Here is a 13533-nt window from a genome sequence, read left to right on the forward strand (position 1 = left end):
GCCCTCCCACCCCTTTATTGAGTTGGGTTTATCCGCTGATGGTGTTGCGGACCGGCTTTGTCAGCTTTGCGAAAAGCTGCTGCCTGCTCATCATCGGAGCCGCGCTGGCCACGGCGTTTTTCCAGAAACGTTCAGGCTTGAACGCCATGAGGTAGATCACCGAGACGAAATCCACATCATTGAGGGTGGCCTCGGGGAATTCCTTCTTGACCTCGGTCAGGCGGTCCTGGGCCAACTTGACCATGTCATCGCGTTCGCCAAAGTTCATGGTGCCCGTGCAGCAGGTCTTCACGCACATGGGCAGCATGTCGTTCTGCACACGGTCGATACACATGTCGCATTTGACCACCCTGGCACTGGCGTCGGCCCGTCTGGGAATGTCAAAGGGGCAATCGGAACGCATTTGCTCGAAGGCTTCCTGCGGCAGCTCCTTGCTTTTTTCAGTGTAGATCACAGCGCCGGTGTCGGGGTCCTGGATGACAGCGCCTTCCACAAAGCCCTCCGCCGCATACATGCAGGGCGGGTTGACGCAGTGACGGCATTGGTCCGGAAAGAAGTTCCAGTTGACAACGCCTGCATCGTCCTTGAACTCGCTGAAACGTACCAGCTTATAGTTGTTCGGATTCAGATCCGGGGGGTTCTGGTGCGTTCCCTGTTGCAGGGTTGCGTTGGGGGTCAGCTCGTGCCACTCCTTGCAGGCGATCTGGCAACCCCTGCAAGCGGTGCATCTGGTCGTATCGATAAAGAATGCCTTAGGCATGTAGAGCTCCTTTTAACGCCGCCGTCAGCGGGACAGTTCGGTGACCTTGTCGGCCTTCTTGATGTTGACGAGACAGCACTTGTACTCTGGGATACCGGTGTTGGAGTCGCCCACCGAAGGCGTCAGTCTGTTTGTGGCGTCGCCACAGCCAGGGGTTGTCCAGCCAAAGCTGTAAGGCATGCCGATCTCATGAACCGTGCGCCCCTGAATGGTGAAGGGGGTCATGCGTACGGTTACCATGGCCACGGCTTCCACCGCACCGCGGATGCTTTCCACGACAACAACGTCCCCGTTTTCAATGCCTTTTTCCTTGGCCAACTCGTGGCTTATCTCCACGAATATCTGGGGTTCGGCTTCCAGCAGGTTGGGGGTGTTGCGGGTTTCTGCGCCACCGCACCAGTGTTCCGTTACAGCGTATGTGGTCAATACGATGGGGTATTTTGGGTCGGCTGGGGGTGCCAGCTTGTCCATGTCGCTCTCTACGAACTTGTAGCACGGGCTGTTGAGCTGCTTGGAGAAGGGGTGGCTGGTGACAGGTGTTTCCACTGGCTCGTAATGCTCTGGGAAGGGGCCTTCCACACGCCCAGGGCCAAACAGCTGGCCAAAACCATGGGTGTGCATGATGAAGGGGTACTTGCCTTTTTCATTGGCCATTGGGGGCCAGCCGCCATCGGGAACATCACCGACCCATTTGCCGCCGTCCCAGCTGATGACAGGCATGTCTGCGTTCCAAGGCTTGCCATTGGGGTCCACAGATGCGCGGTTGTACAAAATCCGCCTGTTGACGGGCCAGGCCCAGGAGAAGTTGGGGAAAAGGCCCAGCTTGGCTTCCAGGTCGTTCTGGGAGAGGTCGCGGCGTTTGCCCTTGTTGCCACCTTCTTCAGTATAGCTACCGCTGAAAAGCCAGTTGTAGCAGGCTGTGGAGCCATCGTCCGCCAGCGCTGTGAAACTGGGCACCTGCTGCCCCTTCTTGTAGGCCTTGTCGCCCACCTTGGAATCACGCGTAAAGTAGCCGTTGTTCATCTTGGCAACGGCTTCAGCGTCGTACTTCTCGGGCCAGTTCATGTTGACGACCGCCTCGGGAAGTGCGCCGCCTTCCTTGACGTACAACGCTTTGACGCGGTTCATGATGTCTACCATCATGTCGCCCATGGTGCGGCACTCACCGATGGGTTCGGCTGCCTTGTAATGCCAGAGCAGCCAGCGGCCGCTGTTGGTGACGGATCCGTCTTTCTCAGCGCGCTGCGCAGAAGGAAGCAGGAAGACTTCAGTCTTCACGTCCTTGGGATCAACACCGGGGCGTTTCCAGTTGTCCGAGGTTTCTGTGTGATGGATTTCCCCCACAACCAGCCACTCCAGATTGTCCATGGCGCGGCGGACCTTGTGGGTGTTGGGGACGCTCTGGCAGGGGTTATGCGCAAAGACGAAACCGCCCTTGATCATATCTTTGTACATGCGATCGAAGAAGAAAATGTAAGAATAGTCTTCGCCTGGATCGCATTTGGGCACCCAGTTGTAGCCAAAGTCATTTTCCTTGGTGGCTGCATCGCCGTACCAGGCCTTGAGCATGCTGATCATATATTTGGGGCGGTTTTGCCACCAGTTGGCGCTCTTGGGGTCCTTGGATACGGGAGTGCAGGCGGCCAGGTATTGCTCCAGCGTGTCCTGTCCGGTTTTGGGCACGGGGTTGTAGCCGGGGAGGATGTGCCAAAGGATGGCCTGGTCCGTTGATCCCTGTACGTTGGGTTCACCGCGGAGGGCGTTGATGCCTCCGCCCGCAACACCGATGTTGCCCAGCAGCAATTGCACCATGGCGCTCGTACGGATGATCTGCACGCCGACGGTGTGCTGTGTCCAGCCAAGGGCGTACATGACGGTGCCGGCCTTGTTGGAAACGCCAGTGGCGGAAAAGGCTTCATACACCTTCATGATCTTGTCTTTGGGCACGCCCGTGATTTCGGAAACCTTGTCCAGATCGTAGCGGGAGTAGTGCTTCTTGAGCAGCTGGAAGACGCAATTGGGGTCCTGCAGGCTTTCGTCACGCTTGGGAATGCCGTTTTCGTCCATCTGGAAGGTCCAGGTGCTCTTGTCATAGGTCCTGGATTTTGCATCATACCCTGTGAAGAGTCCGTCATTGAAACCAAAGTCCTTGTTTACCAGCAAAGGAGCGTTGGTGTAGTTGACGACATAGTCCTTGAAGTACTTGTCGTTGTTGATGATGTAGTTGATCATGCCGCCAAGGAAAGCGATGTCCGTACCGGAGCGGATGGGCACATGGAAATTCGAGCGCGCCGAGGTGCGGTTGAACACCGGGTCCACGTGCATGACGGTAGCGCCCTTCGCCTTGGCCTTGAGCACCCATTTAAAGGATATGGGGTGGTTTTCTGCTGCCTTGCCGCCCATGATCAGGATGGCGTTGGCGTTTTTAATGTCGATCCAGTGGTTGGTCATGGCGCCGCGACCAAAGGATTCCGCCAGGGCCGGCACTGTGGCGCTGTGGCAGATGCGCGCCTGGTGGTCCATGTTCACCACACCCAATGCGCGCGACATCTGGTGGTGTACCGCGCATTCTTCGTTGTCCATCTGCGAGGTGCCTGCCTGGAAAACGGCTTCCAGACGATTTACCACCTGCCCTTTGTCGTTTTTCTCAACAAAGTATTTGTCTCGAGTGTCCTTGACCCGGCGGGCGATGCGATCGAGCATCCAGTCCCAGTCTTTTTCTTCCCACTTGTCACTGTGGGGGGCGCGGTACATGGGCTTTTCGATGCGGTGCTCGCCGACGTGCATGGTGAACATGGCGGCGCCCTTGGCGCAAAGAGAGCCTTCGCTCACCGGATAATCCGGGTCGCCCTCGGTTGAGATGATTTTTCCGTCCTTTACATGGACCAGGAAGTTACACCCGCAAGAGCAGAACGGGCAAACCGAGATGGACTCCTTGGCCCCCTCGATTTTCAGCCCTGCCGCATAGGCCGAGGCTGTTTTCAAGTCCAATCCGAGCTGTCCCAGTGATAAACCGACGACTCCTGCACCGGTCAGCTTTAGGAATCCACGACGGGAGCATTCCATACAAGCCTCCTTATATAATTGAACGTTTAGTAGTGGCTATTGAATGTCAGGATTGCCAGTCCAAAGCCACACTGTTCTCTTCTGGTATCCAGGAGTGAAGCGTTGTGTCAATATTAAAAGTCAATAATTATGAGTGGTTAATGGAGTTATTTGTAGCACATATCGGAGGAAAAAGCACAACAAGACAGCTTCGCCTTAAGTAGACGAAGAATAGGTTACTCTACTATTTTCAAGAAATTTTTTTTCTAAAAAATAACGTTACATCTATAAGATCTTCTCCACCTTTCGGGTTCTGCACACTTTTTCTTCGCCCATGTGCACATGCACGGAAATGTATGCATGAGGGGGAGCAGCGTCTTTTTCCTGGGGGGCGTTTTTCTCGTCAAAGCTGCTGATGGCCCAGGGGAAAATTTCTTTGGCCTGGATAACGGCCTCCTGCTCTACGGCGTCAAACCATTTTCGGAACATGTCACGCATTTTGCGGCCCTCTTGGGAAAGGCGACAGCCGTCACGCTTTGTTTCGCCAGTGTCGATGAGCTTTACTCCAAGGGCTTCTTCAGACGCGTGAATTTTGCCCCACGCGCCACGATAAGACATGCCAAGCTCCTTGGCTGCTTTGCGGATCGACCCGTGTTCTTCAATGAGGTCAAGCAGAATGGCCCTTCCTGGGCCCAAAAGAGTGTCCTCATCTGTTTCGAGCCAGACATGCAGGCGAACTGTTGCAGTACGTTGTGTCATGGCTTTGTTCCTCATCGCTGCTTTTTACCCCCTTGTGCAGTTCCATCACCTCACACACAAGATGCAGAAAAGAAGAAAAGGGTGTTCTTATACTATTCAGACGTCATTCAGGGACGAGATGACTATTTTTCATACCTTGTGCAGAAGGAATGATATTCAGAAAAATGTTTCGTTACTGAATGACTGTGTAATTATTTATGCGTGATGATGAACTACGTTGAAAAAAGACATTCTTCAAATGCATTGAAGAACACTTTTAAACGATATGGCACAGGAATTTTTTGACTGTATGAAATATTATGTTTTTGTTAATATTGTTAAAATGATTTGGAGGCGTGATGGAATGCTTTTTTCCCTATATAAAGAATTGATGTGTGGTTAATTTCTGGTCTGTTGCGGGAGAGTGTGGTATAAAAAGTAAAAGTGTATTCTCAAAGGGGTGTTGTTGAGCCATTCTTGGAGAAAAAAGCATGTTTCTGGATATGTGTTATGCATAACACCACCCATTTGTGGAGTACATTTCAGACGTTTGCGGGTGGATAGAATGGCTGCGTACGGAATTGATTTTCGTATAATTAATACGCATGCTTTTACTTGATACGTATGTGGAAAATGCTGAGAGATTTGTCTTACTGTCCAGAATTATTGATTTATTTTGGTTTTTGCAAGTTGTTGCTCGACAAAAGTTGAATAGATTGTATAAATACTTTGCATGTGGTGAGTTAATACTTCTCGTTGGTCTTTTACCGACACAGACAGGGTGAAATGGGCATAATCTCCTTTACTGACATGGCTTCTTCTGAAACATGCGCCCGAAGGTTCATTTTGGGTTTTTGTTGGAAGAACCACCAGCGCTACTGCCCCCGTTGTAAAGAGCGGAAATTATACAAGCTGTCCGGAGGCAGGCGTCGTTGCACGCGCTGTTTGTATACGTTCCACGACTTCAGCCGGCGGTATATAAACGGGTGTGCATTCACCTGTCAGCAGTGGTTGTGGTTTTTGAAGCTGTTTGAGATGAATGTGCCCAACCAGGAAATCGCTACGCAGCTCAGGGTCTCTCCCGCCACGGTATTCAAGGCCAATGACCTCATGCGGCGCGCCATACTTGCCCAAGCAATGGACGCGGCTGAATATTACTCGTTGGGTATCTGGCCGGGCCCGGGGCAGGTGAAGACAGGGGGCACCTTGCTGGATTCCCCTGTGTTTGGACTCATGGAGATCAACGGCCATGTGATCTGTGACGTGTTGCCAGAGTTTAACGCAGAAAACCTCCTGCACTTCAAGCTGAATTTCTGTTTGAAAACCGCAAGCCTGGGGCAGGTGGTCTATACAGCGCCCTATCAACAGTACCTCACACTGGTTTGCTGTGGACCATCCTTGTGGACGCCACGCTACATCGTGCACTGTGATAAGCGCTTGCCTGCGGAATCCATGAAGTTTTGGATATACGTCAAGCAACAGCTCAAAATGTTACGGGGGATAATGCCGTCACAGTTCCCCTTACACCTTAAAGAATGGGAACTGCGCTTCAACCACCGCGACCAGAGTCTGCTTCCTGTGCTGACGGCTGCGCTGTGCGGATTTGTGCCGCAACTGCCGGATACGCCCCAGTATGCCGTAGCCCCCGACGCGGTGCATCACAACGAGGGGCGCAGAGGCGCTGGCTGATGGCGCTTTTCTTCTGCAGGTGCAGAAGCCGGATTTTTAAGGGCCAAGCCGCATGCCGCCACAGTCGTCGCATTCAAGGGTGCATCCGCAGCTGGAATACAAATCCGCAACAATACCTCCTCGCAACAAAATATTCGGTTTGGTGCTGCATAGGCGGGCGCCAGCAACTGTTTTTCCGTAAGAAGTCAGCATCTTGTTTTTGTAATCTCTCCCAATTCGCTTTGCGCATGGAAGAACCTGTTGCTTCCTCATTAGGGGGCGAGGGCTTTTCCACCTTGTTGCAACGGAAGGTATAGGGGAGGGCCTTGCAAGGCGAGGCAATCCGTGTCTGTTTTATTTCCCGAAAAAAAAGGCTATATTTAGGCGCCCACTGTGGTTCGAAGATGATTTCCCCAATCTTATTGCGTAAAATCAATAGTATATCTAGAAATGAAAGCAGCTGCGCAAACCCCTACAGAAGCTATTCTTGAGAGTATTTCAGACGGTGTTTTCACCGTTGATCTGGATTGGATAATTACTTCCTTTAACAGGGCCGCCCAGGAAATCACCGGCGTTCCACGCGATCAGGCTCTGGGGCGTCATTGTGCGGACGTTTTCCGCTCCAACATGTGTGAAAAAGCGTGCGCATTGCGGCAGACCATGCGGACGGGCAGGCCGATCATTGGCGTTGCCGGCTATATCGTCAATTCCCTGGGAGAGCGTGTGCCCGTCAGTGTCTCCACCGCCTTGTTGCGCAATGCCGCGGGGAAGATAATCGGTGGCGCTGAAACGTTTCGTGATCTCAGTGAGGTGGAAGTCCTGCGAGAAGAACTTGAAGGCAGGGCGCGCTTGGGAGACATGACAAGCAAAAGCGCGTCCATGCAAAGCCTGTTTGCGGATATGCCCGCAGTGGCGGCAAGCCCCAGTACTGTCCTCATTCTGGGCGAAACAGGAACCGGCAAGGAGTTGCTCGCCCGCACCATTCATGCATTGAGTCCAAGAAACAAAGGGCCTTTTGTGGCTGTGAATTGTGGCGCCCTGCCTGATACGTTGTTGGAATCAGAACTTTTTGGGTACAAGTCCGGCGCTTTTAGCGGCGCAGTTTCAGACAAGCCTGGTCGTTTCAGTCTGGCAAAGGGCGGAACACTACTGCTGGACGAAATAGGAGAAATAACTCCCGCGTTGCAGATCCGGCTGTTACGGGTGCTTCAGGAGCGTTGTTTTGAGCCTTTGGGCGCTGTTAAGAGCGAGGAAGCAGATGTCCGCATTATTGCGGCAACCAATAGAAACCTGGAGGACATGGTAGCGCAGGGAAGTTTTCGTCAGGACCTGTATTATCGGATCAATGTTGTGCGCTGTGAGTTGCCGCCGTTGCGCAAGCGCAAGGAAGACATTCCCTTGCTTGTTGCCCAGTTTATTGAGCGTTTTAATTGTCTGCAGCATAAAACAGTCCAGGGAGTTACAGGCGAGGCGCTTTCTTTGCTTGTGACACACCACTGGCCCGGCAATATTCGTGAATTGGAGAATGCCATTGAACGGGCTTTTATTCTCTGTGCGGACGGGCTTATCGACATAAGGCACCTTCCCCCGGAACTCAGGACATTAAGCGCTCCGTCAGAGAACTTTGGGGATGTGCAGTCCGCCCATGATATGCTGGACGCCCAGGCCATACATGCCGCCCTGGAGCGCAATCTGGGAAACCGCCTGGCGGCTGCAAGAGAGCTGGGCATCCACAAGACCACTCTTTACCGGCGCATGAAGCGTCTCGGTTTGGCACTTCCGAAAAAGTAATCTCCGAGCGGTGCGTGTGTGCACCTTTTCTTCTTTCCATTGGTGCGTCATTGCACCACTTTGGACCCGTCCGTTGTGATTTTCTGTCTATAAAATAGTTGGTTAAGCGTGTGGCGTCTTCTGGCCTCAATATTGCTTTTAGAGCTGGTAAATGAGGGGAGAAATGATGCTCACTGCTTTTTCCTGTTGGAAAGGACGTATCGCCCCCCTTTTTGATGCGGCGTCGGTGTTTGTTTTTGTCAGGGTGGAGGAGGGCAAGCCCGATTCGCAGAGCACATTTACTTCTTATGAAGAGAATGTTGCTCGTAAAATAGCGGAGTTAGCGCAATCAGGCGTCCAGGAATTGGTATGCGGGGCGCTTTCCAGACAAGCAGCATACCTGCTCGCCATGAGAGGCATAGCCGTACAGTCGTTTATTGGAGGAGAGCTGCCGCTGGTAATGCGTGCATGGCAAAACAACGAGCCGCTACACAACCGTTTCACCCTGCCTGGGTGCTCTCCAGAGCAGCGCAAGGGAAGGCATGGAAATAGATGGCGAGGGGGGCGCCATGACGGCGCCCGAATATCTCAAAATGAGTGTTGCTGCCCATCCTGTGGGCACAGAGAGCCTCCCGATCACAGGGGGCCATGTGTAACGAGACTGTGTCCGCTGTGTGGCGCGCAACTGGTCCGCATGTGAAATCATAAAGAATAAATAATAAACCATTACAAGGAGAAGGGAGCTATGCCAAGAGGTGACAGGACAGGTCCCATGGGCGGTGGCCCGCGTACCGGAAGAGGGCTTGGCTACTGCAACGAGAATACCGCACCTGGGGCTTTTACCGGTGGTTTTGGTTATGGAAGAGGGCGAGGCGGCTTTGGCCGTGGACGCGGCTGTTGGAATCCGTGGGGCTGGGGTGCTGCTCCGTATCAACCACAGTATGAAAACGTCCCGGAACAGTCAGAGGAAGATTCGCTTCGAAGCCGAGCCGAGCAACTACAGAATGAACTGGAAGCAATCAAGCACCGGCTGGGGCAACTTCAGGAGAAATAACGCCAGACCTTGCAGGGCGTTCCTCGCTTTTAGACAACATGGGAGCGCCCGATTTCAAAAAGCACAGGAAAAAACAATGGCTTCAGCCAATCCAGATATCAAGGAACAAACTCGCAAGATACGCTTGCAAGAAGTGCAGCAGGACATTCAGTCAACACTGGAACGCATCACTCACTGCATCATGGTGATGAGTGGTAAAGGGGGCGTAGGCAAGAGCAGTGTGGCGGCAGCCTTGGCGGTTTCTTTGGCCAGAGCGGGCAAACGGGTAGGGCTCATGGACGTGGATCTCCACGGCCCCAGTATTCCTGGCTTGCTTGGGTTGCATGGGCACGTGACAGAAGGCGCAGAAGGCAAGCTTATGAAGCCCTTGCAGCATGAAAGTGGTCTGAAAGTCATGTCTATAGGTTTTCTGCTGGAAAAGAAAAATTCCCCTGTGGTCTGGCGTGGGCCGCTCAAAGGCGCCGCAATCAGACAATTCATAGCCGATGGTGATTGGGGGGAGCTTGACTATCTGATTATTGATTCGCCGCCGGGTACGGGGGACGAGCCGATGACAGTGGTCCAGAGCGTGCCTGAAGCAAAAGCCTTGATCGTGACAACGCCTCAGGAGGTGGCCCTTGCTGATGTGCGCAAGTCCATTTCCTTTTGCTATTCAGTGAAGATGGATATTTTGGGGATAGTGCAGAACATGAGCGGTTTGCGCTGCCCCCATTGTGGAACAATGATCTCTCTTTTCGGCAGTGACGGAGGGGTGCAGATGGCCTTGCAACATGGCCTGCCGCTTTTGGCAAATTTGCCCCTTGATCCTGAGGTGGTTGCCAAAGGCGACAATGGTGAAATTGGCAATTTCAAGGATTGCAGTCCGGAATATCGGGACGCCATGGCCGCATTGGTCCGCGTGGTCGCAACAAGACTGCCCACGGAGCAATGCCGGGTGGCCTGAGGCAACCCATGACCAGCAGCTTGTAGCGGTGGTTCTCAATATTCAAGCACCCTGGCGCATGGAGCAAGAAAGGAGGCCTTCATGTCGAAAGTGGCGATAATTCGTTGTGAAAAAAACGAGAACTCATGCCCATTGACAGGGTGCATCCGTTCTTTGGAAGGGCGGCAGCAAGGATTTCAGGAGTATGACACAACGCAGTTGGCAGGCGTTTTCACCTGCCATTGCCCCGGTGACAATGTGGCGGCCCTGGCGAAGATACTCAAAAACAAGGGCGCAGAAGCCATCCATGTGTGTACTTGCACCTTTGCCATGAAAAACGGTTCTGAATGGAGTCTGGAAGAGGGTGGTTTTTGTCAGAGGATTGATGCACTTCTTCAGGCAATGCACGAAGCCAGTGGACTGCCCTGTATCAAGGGGACTGCCCACCTGCCAAAAGGGTATGCGCCCCAGACGACGTATTATGAAAAGAGCGAAAGCCGGTAGCGGGGGCACTTGCATAAAAATGGCCTTTAGCCCCTGCGTTGGGGATCGTTGTGTCGCCGGGGCTGCCATGGAAGGTTTTTCCAAAGATATTTCGACCAGTCCTTGAGTGTCCATGCCACTCCGACTGTCCTCTCCTAAAAGAGAAAGGGCCTGCAGTGTCCACTACAGGCCCTTTCTCAAAAACAGCGTTGGATATGTGTGCATAATGCAATCTGCGCCACGTCCAATAGGGTTCGTAATCTCAGTTGCTTGTAATGAGCCTCGTGCTTAAGCCCCTTGCATGTTTTCGATAAGTTCGTTGAGCTGCCCCGTGAGTTGGGAGAGTTCGTGCACGGCGCTAGACGATTGCCCCATGGCGTAAGAGGTCTCATCCGAGATGCGGGTGATCTGTTCGGCACTCGTGTGGATCTGCTGGCTGGCGGCGGACTGTTCTTCTGCTGCTGCGGCAATGGCCTGAACCTGTTTTGAGGTGCTGCTGGCCATGTTGACGATTTCATTCAGAAATTCTCGCGCTTCCCCGGCCAGGGCGGTGCTGGTCTCCACCGAAGCCACGGAGGCCTCTGTCTTGCGAATGGTTTCCGTGGTGCCTTTTTGGATGGCGGCAATAGTTTGCCCCACCTCTTGGGTGGCGGACATTGTTTTTTCGGCCAGCTTGCGTACTTCATCCGCAACCACGGCAAAGCCTCTCCCGGCCTCGCCGGCGCGGGCGGCTTCTATGGCGGCATTCAGGGCCAGCAGGTTGGTCTGGTCTGCTATGTCGCTAATGACATCCATAACCTGCCCCACGCCTTCGGCGCGTCCTCCCAAATCTGACATACTGAGCTTGAGTTCGTTGATCTGCTCCTGAAGCTGGCCGATGGAGCTTTCCACCATCTCCACTTTTTGCGCACCATCGCGGGCAAACTGCATGGCTTTTTGCGCATTTTCGGCACCCAGCGAAGCATTTCTGGCTACTTCCAGGATGGACGAGTTCATTTGTTCCATGGCAGTGGCCGTTTCAGTGGAGCGGGAAAGCTGCTCCCTGGCGCCCTGACTGGATTGATCAATCTGGCTGGCAAGCTCTTCGGAAGCGGCAGCCACGCGGTGGGATATGTCAGAAGCATGGAGCGCGGCTTTGGCAATCATCTCGTTTTGGGCTTCAATGCTGTTCTGTTGCTCCCGCACCGTGGTCAGGTCCGTGAGCATGGCAAAGGCGCCTGTCAGCTCGCCATCCAGGTCAAAAAGAGGCGCGGCGTCGATGCGCAACGAGACGTTATCACCATCCTGATTACGCAGCGAATGCTCCCTGTTGGTAACAGTAGAACGGTCTTGCAGTACTTGCCCTACAATGGTTTGCTTCGTACTGTCGCCATAAAAGAAGTTTGCCATGGATTCACCCAGGTGGTCGTCCGGGGAAGTTTTGTAGCCCAGCAACGCAAGCAAGGGGCGGTTCACGTGTGAGATGTTGCCTTCCAGGTCGCTGATGGCAGTGCCAAGGGGCATGTTGTGCAACAGCCCTTGAGCAAAGCCCAGCCGCTGCTTGAGATCATCGACCATTTTCTGTACATTTGCAGCAAGGTTCTTGAGCTCAAAGTGAACATGCCCTTGCAGGGTGGCCTGGTAGTCGCCTTTACTGATGCTGTCCGTATATTCCAAAAGACGGACGATTGGTGTGTGCACGAGTTTTCTCAGGCAGATGACAATGACGGCTGCAAGAAGGAGCAGGCAGGCAACGCCGGCAATGATAAGCCAGTTGCGCTGCGTAAGGGCGGTGGCGGTGAGGTCTTCCTCATAGGCGCTCATGGCAACCAGCCACCCTGTTCTCGCAAAGGTTTGAAAGGAAAGATGTTTTTCCTTTCTCTTCCAGTCGTATGTAATCTTGCCATGTTTCATGCCAAGTGCTTTTTTGATGAAGGTCTGATCCGCAACGCTTTGGAAGAGCATTGATGCGTCAGGATGGCTGATGACAGTGCCATCGGCGGAGACAATGAAACCGTATCCGCTTTCACCGATACGGACTGGATCCACGTATTTCGTCGTCACGCTCTGCCAATTGGGGAAAAGACCGACACCGCCGATGACGCCCCCGGAAGCATCCGTGACAGCGTGTGCCACCGCAGCAATGGGCAGTCCGCCACCGCTTTTTGCACGCAGAATCTGATTGCAGAGGTAAGAGCTCTCCCCCTGCAGTATCGCCTCAACATAGGGGCGCCCACTCCTTGAGGCTCCACTCAGGTTCTTGCCCTTTGCGTTGCCCCCGGCAAGCACATTGCCTTCCTTGTCAAAGACAAACAGTGCCCAATAGTTTTTGTTGCCGCGTAACATACCCTCCAGCATGGCCTGAACGTCCTTTTGCTCGTGCTTGCCCTGCAAAAGCTCCTTTACAGATGGTGCAAGAGAAACGGAGCGGGCAACGGTCTGCGCATTTGAGATGAAATCCTCGACACCTCCCATGGCGGCGGTGACGGCGTTGTCCATGGCCTTTCTCTGGGCTTGAAGTATCCCGTCATAGGTTGATGCGCTGACAAAATAGATACCTGTGGCGAGCGCTATCACGACCACTGCCATGACACATGCGGCTACGCAGGTAGTCAGACTCTTTACGTGCATGAAGAAAACCCTTTATTATGAGATAGTTTATAAAAGCAACGGAGATAGCTCTTTGCACGTTCAAGGCGGGCGAGTCATTGCAAACAGGTGACATATTGAGGTCAAACCACCTTGCTGATTATTTGCATCAGAAGCATCTATCAATGCTATGTGCTGTATCCTGGCGCATGATAGAATTGTCTATCTGCTGTAATAGGCATTCAAGATGATGTGGCGTGGATTAATGGATTACACACGTAGGCTGTCGGGTGGCGTGTTCCACTGGTAACTACGGGGTGAATGCGGAATAGCTATGGAATAGTTACGGAATAACTACGGACCAACTATGAGGTGACCACGGCTGCCATCCGGGGGAAATGCAACAACAGGAGCCGTTTGCCATGGGAATACGGTGGCAGGGGGAATGCAGTGACGGGGCGGACAGGAAACAAGAGCCCAGGGAGTTCAGGGAAAAGGGACGTATCGTCTCTTTGTATAGCGCGG

Annotated in this window: 9 protein-coding genes and 1 pseudogene; 6 read left to right on the plus strand and 4 right to left on the minus strand. The window is 53.3% G+C overall.

Translation table 11 applies throughout. The features are described from left to right. Positions 1-28: 28 nt before the first annotated feature. The 3 genes from ACZ5EH_RS12380 to ACZ5EH_RS12390 form a co-directional block, all read right to left on the minus strand. A complete protein-coding gene (locus ACZ5EH_RS12380; protein ID WP_464274193.1) occupies positions 29-760 on the minus strand; it encodes a 4Fe-4S dicluster domain-containing protein in 732 nt (243 codons plus the stop codon). A gap of 24 nt (positions 761-784) precedes the next feature. Continuing rightward, the gene (gene fdnG / locus ACZ5EH_RS12385; RefSeq protein ID WP_464274194.1) at positions 785-3826 is read right to left on the minus strand and encodes a formate dehydrogenase-N subunit alpha; all 3042 of its coding nucleotides are present in this window, start codon (positions 3824-3826) and stop codon (positions 785-787) included. Between the two features lie 264 nt (positions 3827-4090). Next, complete coding sequence (locus tag ACZ5EH_RS12390; RefSeq protein ID WP_464274195.1) at positions 4091-4564, minus strand: winged helix-turn-helix domain-containing protein; 474 nt, start codon at positions 4562-4564, stop codon at positions 4091-4093. 789 nt (positions 4565-5353) lie between these two features. Here ACZ5EH_RS12390 and ACZ5EH_RS12395 point away from each other — a divergent pair. From ACZ5EH_RS12395 to ACZ5EH_RS12420, 6 genes and pseudogenes are all read left to right on the plus strand, one after another. Continuing rightward, a pseudogene (locus ACZ5EH_RS12395) lies at positions 5354-5482 on the plus strand (transposase); the annotation flags it as partial. A 96-nt stretch (positions 5483-5578) separates the two neighbouring features. Beyond that, a complete protein-coding gene (locus ACZ5EH_RS12400) occupies positions 5579-6232 on the plus strand; it encodes a hypothetical protein (protein WP_464278354.1) in 654 nt (217 codons plus the stop codon). Between the two features lie 429 nt (positions 6233-6661). Beyond that, positions 6662-8002 carry a sigma-54 interaction domain-containing protein gene (locus ACZ5EH_RS12405; protein ID WP_464274196.1) on the plus strand — a complete coding sequence of 447 codons (1341 nt, stop codon included), beginning with the start codon at positions 6662-6664 and terminating at the stop codon, positions 8000-8002. Positions 8003-8726: 724 nt separating this feature from the next. Further along, entirely contained in the window at positions 8727-9035 is a 309-nt protein-coding gene (locus tag ACZ5EH_RS12410; protein WP_464274197.1) for a DUF5320 domain-containing protein, read from the plus strand. Between the two features lie 76 nt (positions 9036-9111). After that, complete coding sequence (locus tag ACZ5EH_RS12415) at positions 9112-9978, plus strand: P-loop NTPase (RefSeq protein WP_464274198.1); 867 nt, start codon at positions 9112-9114, stop codon at positions 9976-9978. 81 nt (positions 9979-10059) lie between these two features. Further along, a complete protein-coding gene (locus tag ACZ5EH_RS12420) occupies positions 10060-10461 on the plus strand; it encodes a CGGC domain-containing protein (protein ID WP_464274199.1) in 402 nt (133 codons plus the stop codon). Between the two features lie 267 nt (positions 10462-10728). On the opposite strand, the gene ACZ5EH_RS12425 is transcribed toward ACZ5EH_RS12420, so the two are convergent. After that, positions 10729-13050: a methyl-accepting chemotaxis protein gene (locus ACZ5EH_RS12425; protein ID WP_464274200.1), complete on the minus strand. Its 2322-nt coding sequence runs from the start codon at positions 13048-13050 to the stop codon at positions 10729-10731. Positions 13051-13533: the final 483 nt, after the last annotated feature.

It is taken from the genome of Desulfovibrio biadhensis, assembly GCF_055388615.1.

Excerpts from the sequence above, each read along its gene's own strand:
- ACZ5EH_RS12410 (WP_464274197.1), top strand. The coding sequence starts at position 8,727 with ATGCCAAGAGGTGACAGGACAGGTCCCATGGGCGGTGGCCCGCGTACC.
- ACZ5EH_RS12420 (WP_464274199.1), top strand. The coding sequence starts at position 10,060 with ATGTCGAAAGTGGCGATAATTCGTTGTGAAAAAAACGAGAACTCATGC.
- fdnG (WP_464274194.1), bottom strand. The coding sequence starts at position 3,826 with ATGGAATGCTCCCGTCGTGGATTCCTAAAGCTGACCGGTGCAGGAGTC.
- ACZ5EH_RS12415 (WP_464274198.1), top strand. The coding sequence starts at position 9,112 with ATGGCTTCAGCCAATCCAGATATCAAGGAACAAACTCGCAAGATACGC.
- ACZ5EH_RS12425 (WP_464274200.1), bottom strand. The coding sequence starts at position 13,050 with ATGCACGTAAAGAGTCTGACTACCTGCGTAGCCGCATGTGTCATGGCA.
- ACZ5EH_RS12390 (WP_464274195.1), bottom strand. The coding sequence starts at position 4,564 with ATGACACAACGTACTGCAACAGTTCGCCTGCATGTCTGGCTCGAAACA.
- ACZ5EH_RS12405 (WP_464274196.1), top strand. The coding sequence starts at position 6,662 with ATGAAAGCAGCTGCGCAAACCCCTACAGAAGCTATTCTTGAGAGTATT.
- ACZ5EH_RS12380 (WP_464274193.1), bottom strand. The coding sequence starts at position 760 with ATGCCTAAGGCATTCTTTATCGATACGACCAGATGCACCGCTTGCAGG.
- ACZ5EH_RS12400 (WP_464278354.1), top strand. The coding sequence starts at position 5,579 with ATGAATGTGCCCAACCAGGAAATCGCTACGCAGCTCAGGGTCTCTCCC.